18 protein-coding genes and 2 pseudogenes are annotated in these 16,412 nt (G+C 68.7%); 6 read left to right on the forward strand and 14 right to left on the reverse strand.

Annotation, left to right across the window (positions count from 1 at the left end; translation table 11 throughout):
- Positions 1-181, reverse strand: a 181-nt coding sequence (locus tag ACFP1Z_RS32665) for a hypothetical protein (RefSeq protein ID WP_390321536.1), incomplete at its 3' end; no start/stop codon positions are given.
- A 794-nt stretch (positions 182-975) separates the two neighbouring features.
- Here ACFP1Z_RS32665 and ACFP1Z_RS32670 point away from each other — a divergent pair.
- Positions 976-1,371, forward strand: coding sequence for a hypothetical protein (locus ACFP1Z_RS32670; RefSeq protein ID WP_390321539.1), 396 nt, complete (start codon positions 976-978; stop codon positions 1,369-1,371).
- 110 nt (positions 1,372-1,481) lie between these two features.
- Here ACFP1Z_RS32670 and ACFP1Z_RS32675 read toward each other — a convergent pair whose 3' ends face one another.
- Positions 1,482-1,886 (reverse strand): hypothetical protein, encoded by a 405-nt coding sequence (locus ACFP1Z_RS32675; RefSeq protein WP_390321541.1) that lies wholly within the window; start codon positions 1,884-1,886, stop codon positions 1,482-1,484.
- A 268-nt stretch (positions 1,887-2,154) separates the two neighbouring features.
- On the opposite strand from ACFP1Z_RS32675, the gene ACFP1Z_RS32680 reads away from it, so the two are divergent.
- Positions 2,155-2,391 (forward strand): hypothetical protein, encoded by a 237-nt coding sequence (locus ACFP1Z_RS32680; protein ID WP_390321591.1) that lies wholly within the window; start codon positions 2,155-2,157, stop codon positions 2,389-2,391.
- Here ACFP1Z_RS32680 and ACFP1Z_RS32685 read toward each other — a convergent pair.
- The 7 genes and pseudogenes from ACFP1Z_RS32685 to ACFP1Z_RS32715 form a co-directional block, all read right to left on the reverse strand.
- Positions 2,384-2,515 (reverse strand): annotated as a pseudogene (locus tag ACFP1Z_RS32685) (IS110 family transposase); the annotation flags it as partial. The gene ACFP1Z_RS32680 and the pseudogene ACFP1Z_RS32685 sit on opposite strands and share 8 nt — an antisense overlap.
- Before the next feature lie 464 nt (positions 2,516-2,979).
- The gene (locus ACFP1Z_RS32690) at positions 2,980-3,351 is read right to left on the reverse strand and encodes a hypothetical protein (RefSeq protein WP_390321543.1); all 372 of its coding nucleotides are present in this window, start codon (positions 3,349-3,351) and stop codon (positions 2,980-2,982) included.
- A gap of 178 nt (positions 3,352-3,529) precedes the next feature.
- A complete protein-coding gene (locus tag ACFP1Z_RS32695) occupies positions 3,530-3,775 on the reverse strand; it encodes a hypothetical protein (RefSeq protein ID WP_390321545.1) in 246 nt (81 codons plus the stop codon).
- A gap of 678 nt (positions 3,776-4,453) precedes the next feature.
- Positions 4,454-5,062 carry a Tn3 family transposase gene (locus ACFP1Z_RS32700; RefSeq protein ID WP_390321585.1) on the reverse strand — a complete coding sequence of 203 codons (609 nt, stop codon included), beginning with the start codon at positions 5,060-5,062 and terminating at the stop codon, positions 4,454-4,456.
- Positions 4,993-5,484: a hypothetical protein gene (locus tag ACFP1Z_RS32705; RefSeq protein ID WP_390321547.1), complete on the reverse strand. Its 492-nt coding sequence runs from the start codon at positions 5,482-5,484 to the stop codon at positions 4,993-4,995. Before ACFP1Z_RS32705 ends, ACFP1Z_RS32700 begins: the two co-directional genes overlap by 70 nt.
- The gene (locus tag ACFP1Z_RS32710) at positions 5,481-6,023 is read right to left on the reverse strand and encodes a DUF4158 domain-containing protein (RefSeq protein WP_390321549.1); all 543 of its coding nucleotides are present in this window, start codon (positions 6,021-6,023) and stop codon (positions 5,481-5,483) included. The genes ACFP1Z_RS32705 and ACFP1Z_RS32710 overlap by 4 nt, the downstream gene beginning before the upstream one ends.
- A complete protein-coding gene (locus tag ACFP1Z_RS32715; RefSeq protein ID WP_390321551.1) occupies positions 5,948-6,640 on the reverse strand; it encodes a hypothetical protein in 693 nt (230 codons plus the stop codon). The genes ACFP1Z_RS32710 and ACFP1Z_RS32715 overlap by 76 nt, the downstream gene beginning before the upstream one ends.
- Positions 6,641-8,283: 1,643 nt before the next feature.
- Between ACFP1Z_RS32715 and ACFP1Z_RS32720 the strand changes: the two genes are divergently transcribed.
- On the forward strand, positions 8,284-10,371 hold the full coding sequence (locus ACFP1Z_RS32720) for a hypothetical protein (protein ID WP_390321554.1): 2,088 nt from the start codon (positions 8,284-8,286) through the stop codon (positions 10,369-10,371).
- Between the two features lie 124 nt (positions 10,372-10,495).
- Here the strand turns inward: ACFP1Z_RS32720 and ACFP1Z_RS32725 are convergent, their stop codons facing one another.
- Positions 10,496-11,269 (reverse strand): hypothetical protein, encoded by a 774-nt coding sequence (locus ACFP1Z_RS32725; protein WP_390321556.1) that lies wholly within the window; start codon positions 11,267-11,269, stop codon positions 10,496-10,498.
- Positions 11,270-11,549: 280 nt separating this feature from the next.
- Here ACFP1Z_RS32725 and ACFP1Z_RS32730 point away from each other — a divergent pair, with 280 nt between their 5' ends.
- From ACFP1Z_RS32730 to ACFP1Z_RS32740, 3 genes are all read left to right on the forward strand, one after another.
- On the forward strand, positions 11,550-11,681 hold the full coding sequence (locus ACFP1Z_RS32730) for a hypothetical protein (RefSeq protein ID WP_390321558.1): 132 nt from the start codon (positions 11,550-11,552) through the stop codon (positions 11,679-11,681).
- A 149-nt stretch (positions 11,682-11,830) separates the two neighbouring features.
- A complete protein-coding gene (locus ACFP1Z_RS32735; protein WP_390321560.1) occupies positions 11,831-11,953 on the forward strand; it encodes a hypothetical protein in 123 nt (40 codons plus the stop codon).
- Positions 11,954-11,974: 21 nt separating this feature from the next.
- The gene (locus ACFP1Z_RS32740; RefSeq protein ID WP_390321562.1) at positions 11,975-12,202 is read left to right on the forward strand and encodes a hypothetical protein; all 228 of its coding nucleotides are present in this window, start codon (positions 11,975-11,977) and stop codon (positions 12,200-12,202) included.
- 551 nt (positions 12,203-12,753) lie between these two features.
- Here the strand turns inward: ACFP1Z_RS32740 and ACFP1Z_RS32745 are convergent.
- The 4 genes and pseudogenes from ACFP1Z_RS32745 to ACFP1Z_RS33775 all read right to left on the reverse strand — a co-directional run.
- Complete coding sequence (locus tag ACFP1Z_RS32745) at positions 12,754-14,445, reverse strand: ISL3 family transposase (RefSeq protein WP_390321564.1); 1,692 nt, start codon at positions 14,443-14,445, stop codon at positions 12,754-12,756.
- Between the two features lie 444 nt (positions 14,446-14,889).
- The gene (locus ACFP1Z_RS32750; protein WP_390321567.1) at positions 14,890-15,243 is read right to left on the reverse strand and encodes a response regulator transcription factor; all 354 of its coding nucleotides are present in this window, start codon (positions 15,241-15,243) and stop codon (positions 14,890-14,892) included.
- A 249-nt stretch (positions 15,244-15,492) separates the two neighbouring features.
- Positions 15,493-15,699, reverse strand: coding sequence for a hypothetical protein (locus ACFP1Z_RS32755; protein ID WP_390321569.1), 207 nt, complete (start codon positions 15,697-15,699; stop codon positions 15,493-15,495).
- A gap of 411 nt (positions 15,700-16,110) precedes the next feature.
- Positions 16,111-16,407: pseudogene (locus ACFP1Z_RS33775) on the reverse strand (transposase); the annotation flags it as partial.
- Positions 16,408-16,412: the final 5 nt, after the last annotated feature.

A 16,412-nucleotide genomic window follows, 5' to 3' on the forward strand; every position in this document is an offset into this window, starting at 1 on the left:
CGAGGACGACGTTCAGGGGCTGGTTGGGCAGAGCGTCCATGGTGACGTCGTGCTCGTGGACGCCGAGGAGATCGGCGAGCTGCCACGCGGACATGCCCGCGTTGCGCAGACAGCGGCGGAGCCCCTCGGCCCAGGACCGGCGCCGCCCCGTGACAGCGAGGGCCTCAGCCCAGACGAACACAACCGCACCCTGCGCAGTGCCCGGCATCCGGCCGCACACCACACCAGCCACGCAAGAACGGGAAAGCGCCCGTGAGCCTCGACATGCTCCGCCCGGACACACCTGCCCACGCGCAGCGCTGGACCAAGCTCAAACAGCTTCACGCCGGCCAGCGACGGCTTCGAAGAGCACGACATGCTGACCGCACAGGACGTCGACACCTCGTACCCGCGACAGCGACACCGTCCGCCAGATGTTCCACACCGTCCCCGGCACCTCGGCCCGCCTCCACGAACCCGGCGGACTACTCCCGATCACCAACCTCCGCGAGGCAATGCGCCTGGCCATGTGCGTCCTGCGCCCGGAGGAGAACCGTGAGCTGCGCCGTGTCGACGACAACGCCTTCACCACCGCGTCAGCGGGGTCCGGCCCCTGGGCGACAGCGCTGAAACGAAGGGAGACCCGGACCGACGTTCCGGAGCTATGGGCTCTCCTGCCGCTGCGGCCCAGCGGCCGGAAGGACCATCGGGACTTCCCCCAACCCTGGCCGCCCTCTCAGCGGCGGCGGTACGGTGCTGAGCCGACGCTCAACAGTCCATGGAGAGGAACCGGTACCCGAGCAAGCACGGCAGCCCGCCGCCCGCACCGAAGCCGCCGGCCCGAAGGTCCCGCCCACCTATCCGCCCAGGACCCCACCGCCGCCGAAGTCACCGACCTCGCCGCGGCCGCCCGAACGGGACCCGGCCGCCGTCCCGCCCCCGGCGGTCTACCGAAGCCGGATAACGATGGCCAACCGCCGCGGCGTCAACTGGCCCATGGAATCGGCACGGTGGACACCGAACAAGGCCACCACGCGGATCCTGGCACAGCTGCGGGACTGGGGATTCACGGCCGACGAGAGCGCAGTGGGCGAGGTCGTCATCCTGCTCGTCACCGAGGCCGTCACCGGTGGCCAGGGCCGTATCAGCGTGCACATGGCCCCGAAGGACAGCCAGGTCCTCATCGCCGTACGCACCCATCACCCCGGACAGGCCCCCGCCGGCCACAGCACGGTCCGCCAAGTCGCCGCGCACCAGGTCGTGGCCGAGTGCGGAGCCCACACCAGCACCGAGGGACCGACCGTGTGGGCACTCATCGGCCTCTCGCCGCCCCAGCGCGTCCCTCCACAGACCACGACAGCGTCGACCACCGGGCTCCCCACAGGCCGCTGACCGCTCCAGCACGGAAGAACAGCAACAGCGGAGGCCCCCGGACCGTAGTCCCGGCCGGGCGCCGGGTCACCGCGCCCGGGCCGAGGGGCTGTGGCGCGGCGCCGGGCTGCTCAGGCCAATGTCGCCGTGGCGAGCACGTCGTAGCAGTAGTTGAGGTTGTACTCGCCCTTGAGCTTCAGTCCCCCGAAGACCCTGCCAACAGGAAGCTCCTGCAGATGGAGGTCACCAGTGGCAATGTCACCGACCGCGAAGGCGGCGGTGGTGTCGTCCGACCTCATCAGGACCGCCTTCTTGCTGTCCAGCTCCACAGGGTGGTAAACCCAGCCTGCGAACTCGTTGGCATTCTCCGGGGGTTGCTTGAGAACCGACGAGATGGCCTGACGCGTGTACCGGACCTTGTTCTCGTTACCGCTCTGCGCCGACGTCAGAACGACGTACAAGTTTCCGGTGTGTGGGTCCTTCACGACGTCGGACGCTTTGAGTTCCCTTGCTTGCTTCGGCGCAGGATTACCCATAGGACTCCTTTCAGACCATTCCGGGGAAAAGTAGACCGCCCCAGTGTGAGCGGTTGAGGATCTTCCGGCCTCTGCAGTCCGGCAACCACTCGTTCGGTGACAAATCCGAGGACTCGTCCCCGGACGGCGTCCGTACCAAGCCTGTTTCATAGGTGGTCGCCGAGGAACTGCGCGACGCCGAGATCGAGCTGGAATTCCTCACCGGCCCCTGGCCGGCAAGCAAGACCCGGCCGGGCACCGCGCCGCCCTGTTCGCGTTCTTCGCCGCCATGGCCGAGTCCGAACCCGACTACATCCACGACAAGACCCTCCAAGGCCAGGAGACCGCCCGCGCCAAGGGCAAGGACATCGGCGGCGTGCCGGTCTCCGACGACAACATGCTCGCCACCGCCGTACGCCTGCTCGACACCGAACACCTCTCGCTGCGCGAGATCGCCTCCCGACTGGTGATCCGCACCGGCAAGAAGCACGGCCCGCCCCCTCCCCCGCCACCGTCATGTCGTTGATCACCTTCGTCGAGAACAGCGTCTCGCCGTCGGCATCGACGGCGACCGCCCAGTGGTGCCCCTTGCCGATGTCCACTCCGGCCCAGATCTCGGGCACGTTCCCCTCCGCCAGCTCGTCGTTCATCGATCCCGCAGACGACCTCGCCGACGTTGTCCTACGCAGCGATCGAAAGTCGCATCTCCCAATTGGCGGTCGAGTCGTCGCGGGGCTCCGGGTGGCCAAGTTCCTTAAGCCATCGAGCGGTCTCGCCAGTGACAGCCATGCCCAGAGCCCATGGGCCCTCCGAGCAACCACACTTGAAAGGTAGGACACCGGTGACCGGGATGTGGTCTGCGACGAGGACCGGGAAGCCGACTGGGACGACGATGCCGACGAACGGGACCGGTGAGGCGTGATCCCCAGCTTTCACCGGACCAAGGGCGGTGGCCCGCTGCTCGGGGTGCGCCCCGGAGAGCCGGGCCCCTTCGGTACGTACGAGGAAGAGGACCCAGCTCCGCTGGAGGCGGACCAGGGCGAGCCCGTCACGGATTTGTCCCCCCGCCCTGGAGATCAGTCCGGCTGACGCTACAGCCGTCGTCGTGCGGTTCTCAGTTCGGGTGGCAGGCCAGGAAGAGACGGGCGCGCTCGTCGAGCTCGGCGGCGCACCGCACGCCGCGGGCCTGGTACGGGCGCAGGCCGGAGCGCAGGGACCGGACCGCCTTCAGGGTGGGGGTGGACTTCACCCCGGCCATAGTGCCGATGGTCCGCCTCCAGGTGATGCACGCCTGCTCGATGCTGCCCTGCTTGGCCTGCTGTCCGGCTTCGGCGACCAGGTCGAGGGCGATGACCCTCGCGTACGTCGCCCCGGGCCTCGATGATGCGGCCCGCGCGTACTGCCGGGCCGCGTTCGGGGCATCCGCGAGCGTCTCGAAGAGACCTTCGCCGTGCGGGAGTGGACGGTGGCGGCAGGCGGACCCCACACCAGGGTCGGCGTTGCCTCGGCCGCGCCGCCTTCGCGGCCCGATCCGCAGGCACGCACGCCAGCCCCCATCAACCTGACCGCCTCCGGGCGGGCACACAGAGCAAGCCGTCCGGCCCCCGGGCAGAACCCGGCGGTCGGACGGCGCTCCGCAACCTCACTGAAGGGAGCCGCAGCCCTCAGACGCGCTCCCCTGCCTCCTGCCCGGCCTCCTCGTACGGCTTCATCGTCCCGGCCCTGGCCACCCACTCGATCCCACCGCGCGGGGGGCGCAGGATCACCTGATCATCCGGGCGGGTAGCCCGCCGACCATCGTTCGGCCCCCACAACGACCCGACCCACTGAACGACGCCCACGCGCTGTGTCGCCGGGTCCCAGACCCGTTCGCCACGCTTGGGCAGATTGTTGCTCATGCCAACGCTCACGCCACTCCATGCGGAACCGCCTCTGGCCAACGTCACATCCGGCACCCCACTACTGAGATTCCGGGCGTGATGTCGCGCCTCGGAATGACCTCTGAACTGGGGGCTCATCCGTCCCCAAAGCGACACCACGCCGAGATCATCAGTAACCACACTCCCCGGGTGAGCGCCCCGATCAACGCCGCCAACGCTCGCCGGGGATCGCCCCGCCTGCGGCTGCCGCGCCTGGAGCGGGCGAACCTGCGGCGGCACGGCCCCCGGCCCGCCGCACTGCGCACGTCTACCGTCCTGCGCCCGCTCAAGTGCCGCACGCAGCGCCGTCGGACTCTCGGCGTCCATCCGCTCCTCCGCAGCCGGGCGGCGTGTCGCTGACCACGCGCCATGGACATCGACCCACACCAGCCAACCCGGGAACGTGGCCTGTAACTTCGCCCGCTCCGTGTGCCTCGCCAGCAGCTCAGCGACGGGCACCCTCGGACACACTGGCATTGTCATCCTCTCTCGCCTCCCAACGTCGGAGCAGCACCGCGACCCGCGCCGCTGCTACTTTCGGAGCGTCCACATCACCGAGCAACCGATAGCCGACACGAAAGATCCCGTCAGGCTCCCGCTCGGACCGCTCAAACCACAACACCCGGCGTCCCGCCAGCACGTTGACCGGCCTGCCCCTGCCCGAAACGACTAGGGTTGGAAACGGTCGCGAAACGTTCGAGGTGGACCGTCGAGCGGGCACCCGGGCAGCCTCATCCGATGCCTCCGGCATGCCCCGTTCGTCACCAAGGTCAGGCGCCATGCCTGCTCGTTCTGCTGCTCGGGCTGACGGCGCAGGGAGTGCAGCGACTCGCCGTTGTTCAGCTGCCGGGCGATCTTGAGGCGATAGGCCGGATCGGACAAGTACTTCGCCGCGTGGATCGTCCTGCGAATAGCGCCGTACTCCTTCAACGCCGCTGCCAGGGCGTTCTGCCGGGAGGACGCGGAGAGCTTGCCGACAATCAGGGATGCGGTGGCGTGCCCGTACTTGAGCGACCCGGCCAGGTGCAGCAGCTCGTCCCAGTGCGCGGCGACCAGGTCGAGGTTGGCCTTCTTCGTCAATAGCGGCCCCGCCGTGGGGAACTTCTCCTCGTTGTCGGCCTTTGCGCCCATCCGGTACAGGGTGATCTTGCCCAGGTCGCGGATACGGGACGAGAGCTGCTTGCCGACCAGGTCGAGGTTGGCCAGGGTCACCCCGTGCGTGTCGGCGGCGTGCTCGGTGATCGGCAGGTCGGTGGCGTTGCCGAGGATCTCATCCAGCTGGCCCGCTCGGCGAGCGCGTCGCGCAGCTTGATCTGCGCCCTTGACTCCGAGCCGGACAGCGTCTGGTCAAAGAGCTGCGCGACGGAGTCCAGGACATCGACGGTGGACTGCGCCAGCAGCGTGAGCAGGATCGGGTGACGCCAGTTCGCCTCCCGCCGCTGAAGGGCCTGCGCGGTGAGCCAGCGGCCGATCTGGGCGAGGTGGCGGCGGCGCTCGGCGCGCAGCGCGGACAGGTCGAGGCTGTGTGCCTCCAGGCCGCGCAGGAACACCAGCTTGTCCACCTCGCCGCCCACGCTGTTGGGCGACGCCTGCACCGGCCCGGTCCTCAGCCAGTGCAGCCGCGTGGACCGTAGCGCCGGATCGACGACCGACAGGTTGTCCAGGCCGCAGGCGCGCTCACCGGTCAGCAGGTCGGTCACCGGGCGTGGGTCTCCTGCTCGGCAGCGGTGCGGGCGCTGGCGACCTTCTCCAGCAGCACGACCACGCCGGGCCGGATCACCTTCGCCGAGCGCAGGTACTCGTAGCCCAGGCGGAACAGCAGGCTCGGGGAGTCGTGCTCCATGGCGCGGGCCAGCAGGAAGTCGGCCGGCTCCTTGTGCTCGATGGCCTTCGGCTGCTTCCACCCGAGATAGTCGGCGTTCTCCTTCAGGTGGTCGGTGCGGCTCTGCTCGCGCTCTCCGTAGCCCTCCAGATCACCGGCGGCGAGCCCCAGCTGGCGGGCCAGCCGGCCGACCACCGCGGGCGGCGCAGCCGGGACGTCATCGGGGACACAGCCCAGCCAGGGCAGGGCGGACAGCTGCACGGCGGCGCCGAGCACGTTCACCGGCCGACGGAACTTCCGCAGGAACGCCCCGTCGGCCGGGGTGAGGGTGAAATAGCAGATCAGCTCGTCCCGCCCGATCGCCGGGGAGGATCGTAAGCCCTCCAGCTCCTCGTCCGAGAACACCCGCGTAGCCATCGGCCCCCTCCCACACCACTCGCATCAGCACAGACGGGCACTACCCGTACCCGGCCATCGGGCGTGGACAGTAGAGAGCTCCCGAACTGGACGCAGCAGTACGGGAGTTCCGATGTTCTGCGGCGCTCACGCGCGGGGCTCTGCTCGCGGAGGTTCGCCATCGTCGGATCTGCCTTGATCCGCTTCGAGTTGCGTACCGCGCTGAGCACCGTGGCCGGCAGCTCGTCCGGCCACTCCTCGGGCTCGACCATGGTCTGCCGACCGACGGTGAGAACGGACATCAGCAGCCCCTTGCCGACCTGCTGCTGGAGGGCCTCACGCATCCCGCCCTCGCGCGGCGTGATACCCGCAGCTTCCCGTACGGCCCGCTCGCAGTCCCGTGCCAGATACGGGTACGCCGGAGAGGACAGCGCCATCATCAGGTTCATCGCCTCGTGCGCAAGCCCGTCACAGAGCCGATTCCATGCCTCGCGGTCGTAGCCGCCCTCCTTGTAGTAGTCGATCGCGAGGGTAACCCCCTCCATCAACTCCTTCACCTTCGGAGCCATCTCGCCCAGAAACTTCTGGATCTGCTCGTCACTCACGTCGTTCAGCGGCGGCTCGTCGGCACTCAGCATGGCCGCGACGCTACCGACCCGCTCATGGTCACCGCGCCGTTTCCCGGGGATCAGCCCAGATCACAGGCTGCAGCACGGCCTAGCGCTGTCTTTTCCGCGAGAACTACTGGGACCCCCTCACGGAACTCGGCATCGCACTTCCGTCGCTCCTCCGCCATGACCCTCAACTACCCCTATGGTCACGACTCCACGATACGAGGGGATATCCAAAGCGGCTATGCGGAAAGCCGACGAGTGGGGGGCTCCCTGATGCGCGGGTTTCAACTACTCTTGCGCCGAGGCTGGTTCGGGAGGTGCACGGTTGGCGGCACTGGCAGCATGTGTGTCCTCTCCGGGTGCGGAGCAGTTGCTGTCGTCATCGCGCGGAGAACGGTTGGGTGAGGTGGCTGTCGCCGGTGCGGAGGTCACTCTCGGATTCGCTGCGAGGGGCCGGGGTGAGGGCGTGGAGGGCTGCCTGGAGCGTCCCGGAGTCGTGCTGCCAGCGCTTCGGGGCGATGAGCTTGAGCTTTGGCTCGGTCTCGCGGGGGAGGACCTGGTTTCGGCAGTAGATGACGGGGATGAGTCCTTGGCTGTGGCCGTAGAGCAGAACCGGCTTGGTCGCGATGAGGGAGCGGAGTTCGAGGCGTGCGACGGGCCCGAACAGGTAGACACGGCTGCCGGTGCGCTTCTGTCTGCCGATGACGATGAGGCCGTCGAGGTCTGCGGTGATGGTGTCCCAGTCGTAGGGGCGGCCGGTGAACGTGTTCCCGTAGTGGAGGAGTTCGATGCCGTGCGAGTGCTGTCCGGAGATCTGCTGGAGCCATGTGTCCCATTTGGGGCTGTTTCTGGCTCGGGGGCCGACGCTGACATAGACCCTGACGGGGGCGCCGGGGATGCGGCTGGCGGCGATTTTTGGCGAATTTGATCCCCGTGAGGCGGCTCTCCGGGGATGGCGGCCGACGACCGTAAGGGGGTCTCGACGTGGTCCAGGTTACCCGCGCCCTCGCGCGGTCACACACCAAGGCACCTGCTGCTGTTGCAGCGATGACTTTGTCGTCGCTCCGGCTGGCGGGTGCCTTTTGCATGCTTCCGTGCCGGTCCGGGCGCGGGTACACGTCCCCCTCAGGGAGGTTGAGATGACGTGATCTGAAACGGGCGGCGCCCGCATCTGCGGGACTTCTAGCCGCCCGGGGCGGAGTGAGGTGAGGCCAGTCACCTCGGCTCAGCGCCTCGTCCGAATCTCCGGTCTTGGCCTGCCAGGGCCTCCCGGAGGGGTTGTCCGACCCGATGCCACTCGGCTTCGGACAGTTCGATTTTCGGTTCTCCCCGGAACCACAAAGCACCTAGTGGGGGCTTTGTTATGCCTCCGTTGTTCCAGAAGGTGGTGTCATTGTGCACTACTCGCAGGGGCGGTGTCAGCCCCGGCGTGCCCGTTTAGCCTTGCTTGTCGTTTCGTGTGGGTCACATCTGTGTCCTGGGAGCGGTCTGTACCTGCCCGGCGGACACCGTCTGGTGCCGCGAACCGCAGTCATGTCACAGCGGTTCCCGGCACCGCCGCAGGCTGCTGCTGTCCGGCGGCGGGGATCCTCGCTGTCCGCGGCCGGGGCACCCAGCAGTTCGCGGCCGTGCGGACCCGTAGCGTGCCGGATGGGCCGGTGAGCACCGTGGCGGCGGTGGCCGCTGTGGAGTGCCGGGTGCCGGGACAGCGTCAGCGGCCGGGCCCGGCTGAAGGCGCGGTGGTGCGCAGGCAGCGGGTGAGGGTGCCGTTGCGGTTGGTGTGTTCGCCGTTCTACGCGGATGTGGCGTTGTCGGTGTATGTGAAGGTCGCGGCGCTGGCGGCGCGGCCGGAGGGCTGCCAGGCGAAGACAGTGACGATCGCCGCGTACCTGGGGATGTCGGTGTCGTCGGTGGAGCGCGGGATGACGCAGTTGCTGCGGCCGGGGCCGGATGGTGTGGTGGAGCTGCGTTCGCGGCGGCGGGCGTATGCGGGCGGGAAGGGGGAGTCAGCGCTGCGGACGGTGCGGCCGGTGGCGCGTGGGGAGGGGTTTGTGTGGCTGCCGGTGGCGGCTGCCGAGGATCTGACGCCCCGGCAGCTGCGTGTGTACGCGCTGATCGCTTATGCGCAGGTGCGGAGGATTGCGCTGACGGAGGCGGAGCTGGCGGCCGGTCTGCGGCACCGTTCGGGGAAGCGGGCGGGGGAGGCGTTGTCGGTGACGGCGGCGTCGGCCGTGGTGGATGAAGTGGAGGCGGCGGGCTGGGTGTCGGTGCAGCGGCGGGCGGGAGAGCGGGGGCGTCATCGGTACGTCGCGCACGACATCGCCCCCGAGGCCCGCCCGGCCGGTGTCTGCCCGGTGGCCGGCGGGGGCCTGGCGGCGGCCGTGGACAACGGTTCGCGGGGACCGGTCAGTTCCCAGGCTGGTGAGGGATCGGGTTCCCAAGCTGGCGAGGGATCCCTCGCATATGAGGAATCACTTAGGACTGACTCACCAGATGACGAGCGCGCGCCTGGGTCATCCGCCGTAGGCGAGGCTGAGGTGGGTAGGGACGCCGGGCCTGTTTCGGACGTGCGGGTCGGTTCAGGCGGGGGTGGTCTCGCGCTGCGCGCGGGCGCCAGCAGCCAGCACTCTCCCAGCAGAGAACGCGGCGACCGGTGCGGCGGGTCGCGGCGATCGTCCTACACCGGCCCTCAGCTGACGGTGAGTCCGCGGATCTACGCCGTGCTGGAGCCGGTGCACTGGCTGCTGGCCCGGGTGGACAACGCGTTCGTCGAGCGGAAGATCGCCCGGGAGGTGGGGCGGCAGCTGAGGGAGGGCATGGAGGCCGGACGGCTGCGGCACCGGCTGGCGGTGCGTCTGGCCGGCACGATGCCGTCGGAGATCCGGGACCCGGGCCGGTGGCTGCTGGGTGTGGCGCTGCCCCGCTGGGGCTGCGGGCACCTGGACTGCGAGACCGGGGTGATGTGGTCGACGGGGAAACCGTGCGAGGTGTGCGCCGAGGCCATCGCTGACAGGGCTTCAGCCCGCGAAGGGGAGGAGTGTGAGCGGCGCCGTCGACAGGCCGAGGCCGAGCAGGTCCGCCGCCGTGCCGCGTGTGCTGAGACTCAAGCGCGCGCCGGGCAGGAGCGTGCGGCCGGCGAGGCTGCCGATGAGGAACGGCAGGCGCTGCCGTGCGAGGACTGCGGTGCGGGCCGTGCCGGCGGGCTGTGCGAGACGTGCCGGTGCACGCGTGAAGCCCGGGACCTGGCAGAGACGGCGGTCCTGTACGCCGCTGCCGCCGTCACCGACATCGGTGATGCCGACGCCGTCGCGGCTGCGGCCGCGCACACCCGCCGCACACTGGCCCGGGACATCGAGGTCTCCCGCCAGGAGTTCCTGCAGATCCACCGGCTCGACGGCGCGGAGGGCCATGACGAGCCCGGGCAGCTGGACTTGGTACTCGCGCTCCGTGATCAGTTGGCCGCCGAACGCTGCGCAGCCGGTGCCCGTCGTACCGCGCTCGCTGTCCTCGCCCGCTCGCCGGAAGCGGAGGCCGAGGCGCAGCGGGCGTTCGCGGCCGAGAAGCGGCGCCGCCGGCACCGGTGGTGTCCGGACGGGCCGGTAGCTGTCGCGGCCGCGGAGAAAGCCGTTACTGATGCCCGTGAACGTGCTGCCGGGTACTTGCTGAACCAGCGGCTGGAGCAGCTGCGCACTGCCTGGAAACGCTGTGGCGGGGCTGCTGTTCCAGCACAGGAAGTGGTGGTGTTGGGCAGGTGATTCGGGATCCGGCAGGGCACCCGAAATGAGAGCCATTGCGTGGCTCCCCCGGTAGCCCAATGATTTCGCTGAGACGCGCGGTGTGCTTCTGCGCCCTGCTGCTCCGGCTGACCGGATCGAGGCGTCAGGTTCGGGGTCGGCCGAACAGCTGGTCGCGCAAAGGCAGCTCCCGGGCACGCGCGGCGGCCTCGGCACGTGCCTTCGTGTCCTGCTCCCGCAGCAAGGCGGCCTCACGGCGGGCCACGACCCGCACGGCGGCCGGATCCGCCGCGGCCGGAGTACCCGCGATGCCGGGCAGGTACCAGGCAAGCTGGGCCAGCAGGTCCCGCGCGGCTGCGGAGGCGGTCTCCCCGTCCTGCTCGATGCGGGCGGCGACGGCGGCGGCGTGCACGCACAGGTCGACGCGCGGGCTGTGGCCCGTGACGATCCGCCGCTCCAGCGGCCACACGGACAGGGCCAGGAGGCCGCGTGCCGGCGTGAGCCGGTCACCGGTCAGCGCAGGCACCACGAACAGGCCCAGACCGCCTCGGCCGGCTCTGGCCGCGTACGCGCGCTCCTGGTCACGGCGCAGCGAGGCGAGCCGGCCCGGGTCGAGCGCCCGGCCGAAGAAGGCGGCCTGCACAGCACTGACCAGCCTCACCCCGGCCGGGGCACCGAGAATCTCCAGCGACTGCCGGACCTGGAGCGGCACCGGCACCCGCGCGACGGCAGGGGCGGGCAACGGCGCAGACGCGGCCCCGAGCGCGGGGGCCAGCAGATCCGACCACGCCCGCTCGGCAGCCTGCAGCACCCCGAGCAGGCGATAGGCAAGGCGGGCGTCACCGCCCTCGGCAGCCGCCCGGACTGCGGGCCGCAGACAGGCCATCTGCTCTTCCAGCGCGTCAAGAGGAGTGACCACCCCACCATTTTAGCGCCGCGCGTTCCCCGCGCCGGAGACGGCGGCAGACGATGCGCCGATGCCGATCGAGTAGGCCCACGTCCGGCGTCGCCGCTATGCCGCAGCCATCGAGGCCGCTGCCCTGCGCCGGGCCCGTGCCGAGCGGGACGCCCGGTCGGCCGGGGCACAGGCCGTCGTCGCACGGCCGTCTTCGTTGCGCACGACGGCGTGAACACGGCGGTCGTCCGTTATGTCAATGCCCCGGTTGGCACGATGAGTTGGGGCAAAGGGGTGGAAATTTGTGCGGGATGACAGACGGCAGATACAGGCAGCGGTCCTGGGCAGCGCGGATTCGGAGGAGCCTCTGATGCTGCCGCTGGAGGCGATCGAGCTGGACGCCTTCCGGCACCGGCACGAGCACGACACGTTCTGATGCTCGGCGGATGCGGTGCTCAGCTGACCACAGAGCTCTATACCGATGGACATCTTTTTCCCGCGCGGTGGCCTGCGCGTGCACCTGTACCGGGCGGTGGAGCTGTTGTGGGACGAGGACGGCATAGAGCCGGTGCTGGGGGGGAGCCGGTGCCGGTCGACCGGGACACGCTGATCCGCCGCTGGTACGTGCACCGCATCCGCCTCGACAGCGAGGGAACGGGCCGACGGGTCCGGATCGGCACCGAGGCGTTCGCGCGGCCCACCGAGTGATTTGCCCCGGACGACTGCGCAATGACCGAGCGCGGCCTGTCGACACTGGCGGTCGAACGGATCGTCCGCTCCCGCACCAGCCGACCCGACTCGGCGTGGCCGACGGCAAGAGCCCGCGAAGCCCCGGACGCCCAGGCGCAGGTACTGCTGCGCCAGCTGGCCAGTGCCCTCAAGGTGGCATCCGTTGTCGTGGTGAACCAGGTGTGCCGCGAGATAGGTGTCACTTCCTGTCCGAAGACCCACCGTTGACCGTACAGGTGGGCTGGATTGGCTGCGCTGATCACCTCGGAGACAGAAAAATGGGCCTGAAGTCTCGGTCAGCCGATGGGTCTGCGATGCCGGTGAGCTCGCCGTACAGGATGGCGACGGGGGTCGTCCAGAGAACCACAGTTGTGCCAGGCCGGCCTCCCGGCTGTCCGGGGCACGCGTGTCAGACTCCGCCTCGCCTGTTCCCCGACCCCTCCGAGACCCTTCGGCACTGCCGCACGCACGGGAAGGAGCCCTGCATAGCCCGGCAGGACGTGAAGGACGAGGTCATCTATCTGCGCTCGGCAGGGGCCGACCTGGGCAAACGTTCCTGCTCGCATGCACCCGAACTCCCAGCCCCACGCGTCCTGGGAGCTGGAGCCTGGAGACCGAGCGATCCGGCACCGCCCAGGCCGAGATCCGCCGCCGGCCGGCATGGTTGGTTGCAGCCCGCGTCGAAGTAGTCGTCATGGAGGCCACCTCGGACTCCTGGCGGAGCATCTATGTCGGCGTACGCGGCTGAGTGGCTCTGGCTCGCTTTTCGTAGACGGAGATCATCCCGGTGCGGGTGCCGTGAACGCGTATTTTCTGCGTAAATGAGCGATGAGGACGACGCGTTGGCGGAGCAACGGCACCCCCGCACGACCGGCCATGATCCTCTTCTGGAGTTTGAGGTCCGTGATGCGTCCTTCGTTGACTCCCGAGCTGTACGGGTTGGTGATGCCGTTGGCCACGGCCTCGGCGTCCTCGCGCAGCACCTTGGCCAGGCTCACGCGAGGTGCCAGCCGTGTCTCGGTGAGCCGCCGCAGCCAGCCCGTCAGTGCGGTGCTGTCAGCCGCTGCGAGTATGGCGGGGAACTCGCGTACCAGCTCGTGGGCCTGGTGCAGTTCCGGGCAGGCGGCCAGGAGGCGGTCGAGGCGCTCGCGCACGTCGGGGCTGCGGTGCTTGGGGGCTATGGTGATCCACCGGGCGACCTCGCGGGGCGCCAGCGGACGTTGGTGGGGTTCGGGGAGGGGCAGTTGCCGCCGCAGCGGCTGCACCGCGGTCTTGACGCGCTGATAGTGCCCGCGATAGCCCTTCGCGGTGATCTCCTCGTGCAGTACGCGGGCGTTGTGCTCGCCCTCGTCCCAGCGCTGCCGCAGGTAACCCAGGTACGGATCGAGCGCGGTGGTACGGGGCGGCCCCGGGCGGCGGACGACGTTCTGCCACCGCGTCGCGCGGGCGTACTTGCGCACAGTGCGCCGGTCCAGATCAAGGTTCCGGGCGATCTCGCAACAGCTGCGGCTGCCCTGGGACAACTGCTGGTGGACGGCTTCGAACAGCCGCTTCGCATGCCGCTGGGCATACCCCAGCTCCTGCGGCGGACCCGGGGATCCCGGTTCGGGCGGCGCCGGCCCGGCGGGAGCGGCGGGTGCATCGGCCGCAGCGGCAGGGCAGGAGCGTTGAGCGGCCGCGATGTCCTGCACCCGCCGGGACAGGCCCTGCCAGAGGTGGAACCGGTCGCTGACGTGCTGTGCGTCGGGGGCTCCGTCGCGGACGCCAGGGTGCTCGCGCAGCCACGCGGCCAGGGGCGCCGCGTCGCGGCTCTCCCACAGGGTGACCGGCAGCCGGGTGTCGCCGTCCACCAGCAGGGTGCCGTACACCTCGGCATACAGCGCGAAGTCGTCCACCCCCAGCACGGCCGGCGTCACCGCCTCGGGGAGGGGGACGCGCATCAGATGACGCAGCACCGCGGTACGCGACAGGCGGATGCCCAGCAGCTGCAGCAGCCGTGCGCCACCGCGGCCGGCCAGCAGGATGCCGGCGTGCTCGACCAGACGCTGCAGCAGGGGCGTGCGCCGTTGGTAGCGGACGGTGAGGCCGTCGATCTGTTCGGCGAACGTGACCTTCGGGCAGGTGGAGTTCTCGCAGTACAGGCGCCGTACGGACAGCTCGATGCGGACGGGACGGCCACCGGGCGCGGCATCGGCGAGGCGCCGTACGTATCGGCTGTGCACCCAGTGGCTCGGTGCGCGACAGCCGGTGCACCACGCGGGCACCTCATCTGTCGCCGCGTGCGCGGTCGCGCGTGTTCCAGTGGCGCCGGTCGGCTGCATCTCCTGTCCTTCTTCACGCAGAGCGGAGAACTGGGTCAGCCGGTCGAGCACTTCCCGGTGCCGCGCTGCCTCGGAGCGCCGTCCGGCGATGCCGCGCATGGCGGGAGCGCCGAGATATGTGAAGCAGGTGAGATATCCGCTGGGTGCCAAGGCAAGAAGATACCTCTCAAGCATCTCCCTTACGTCGTCCGGCAGAAAATTGGTGAGCGGTAGGCAGGAGACAGTGGAGTCGTAGCTGTATTCTTCGAGGGGGAGTTCTGTAATGGAGTCCGAGATAATCCTGATGCACTCGGATGCGGCCGCCAGTACAGGTTCCGTCGCAAGCGATGCAGCCAACGTAAATTTGTTTTCGATGTCTTCCAACGATCCTCCGGCCCGAGCCATCTCGCCAGTGTACGTATCACGGTACTAGTCCCGGCCCCCACCTCAAGAACGCGCACCGGTCGGCGCTCGACGCGGAAGGGCAGCGGGCTGGCAGAGGGGTTTCGGCAAGACGGTTGCTGCTGGGGAAGAACGTTCTCGTGCGATACATGGTGCGCGAGGTCTCGCAGGGGGAGCCCGAAGCGGTGAAAAGCTTCCGCAGTGCCAAGGCAGTCACAATGTCCTCCCATTCGTCTCAACGGAATTCCACGGAATAAGGTGTGCTGATGTTATGAGACCGGCTGACATTGCGCGCGCTACGGCCTGTCCGGCGTTGTGGGCACCCAACCGTGCAAAAGCGATTCGACGATGGGTTCTCACCATATTAGGGCTTACCCGCAGTCTCTTCGCTGTGAGAGTTGCGGATTCTCCGTTAGCGAGAGCGATTATGATCTCCAGCTGCTGCTCCGTCAGGGACGCCTCAGGCTTGCCTCTGCCATCGCTGTCGAGGGCCCGTGCCCCCGCCCTGGCCAGCATGTGCAGTTCGCGAAAAGTGATCTTCATGTGCTGTGAGATGGCAGATTTCATCAAGGCCCGGCGTAACGGCAGTTCGAGCGGGAGGGGGGTCCTCGCGGGACTCTCCTTGGAGAGGCCGGGGCTTCGCTGACCACCCGCAGTACAGAGTCCGATCCTGTTCACGGAAACCTCCCAGGCATACGATGTTGGTTGCAGAAGTCCAGCTCGACCGGAAGACTTGTTGAAGACCGGATCTGCCAGGTTGCCCACAGACAACCCAAAACCGTGTCGTTCCGGCCCGGATGCCAGTCGGTTCAGCCTTTACGGCGAGAGTTTCGCCCCTGAGAATCGTTCTATTACTTCGCGCTTGATCAGCGCTTTCTCCACCTGTCCGAAACATTGGGCAAAGCATTCGTGTACGCCTGAGACGGGCTCGCGTGCTTCCTTAACCTGTGCAATCAGATGCAGCAGGGAGTCAAGGGCCGCTTCGAGGTCGGCGGTCGCTTCGTACATCTGTCGAGCGAGCATCTGGGAAACTCCGTCCCGCGCGGCGGGATGCTGTCCGGCCCCGCAGCGCGCTTCGGATGGGCTGAAAGAATTGCCTGGACGTAGGGCCATGCCAACCCCCTGGAGATCATTCTTGGTTCTCTGCGGCTTATCCTGCGCTCTGCTGCCGGCGGCTCCCTTTCCCCTGGCTCGGCACCGCATGTCCTGAATAGCGCCCGCCGCTCTCGCTGCGGCTCGGCGGTGCGGGTAGTCGCGGGCCGTCATACGTGGGCGGGTCGCCCGTTTGAGTGAGTTCAGCGTTCAACTATGCACCACGATCTGAGCACGGCGGGACGTGGAGGGCAATATGACACTCTGTGACACGAACTCGATCTAGCCAGGCACCGCTTTCCCGTAAGGAGGAGGGCGAACCAATTATCGATCGCATATTCGTTAATGAGGCTGAACTTGTGTTGTCGTGGTGAGCCATCCGGGGTTCAGGGCGAGCCCTGTCTCGGCGAGGCAGCCCTCAAGGAGGGCGGCCCGGTACTGGATCTTTCGGAGGCCGTGCCGCACGGTGCGGACGAGGCGATCTGTGCTGGTGAAGGCGACGTTGGCGGTGAACCCGTGCCGGAGCAGGAACCAGATGCCTTCGACCGGGTTGAGCTCGGGCGCGTAGGCGGGCAGCCGGTAGACCGTCAGCCAGTCCTGGGCATCGATGAACTTCCGCATGTCAGCGCACATCTGGGTGCCGA

This window comes from Streptomyces gamaensis, from assembly GCF_042656465.1.
Taxonomy (GTDB): Bacteria; Actinomycetota; Actinomycetes; order Streptomycetales; family Streptomycetaceae; genus Streptomyces; species Streptomyces gamaensis.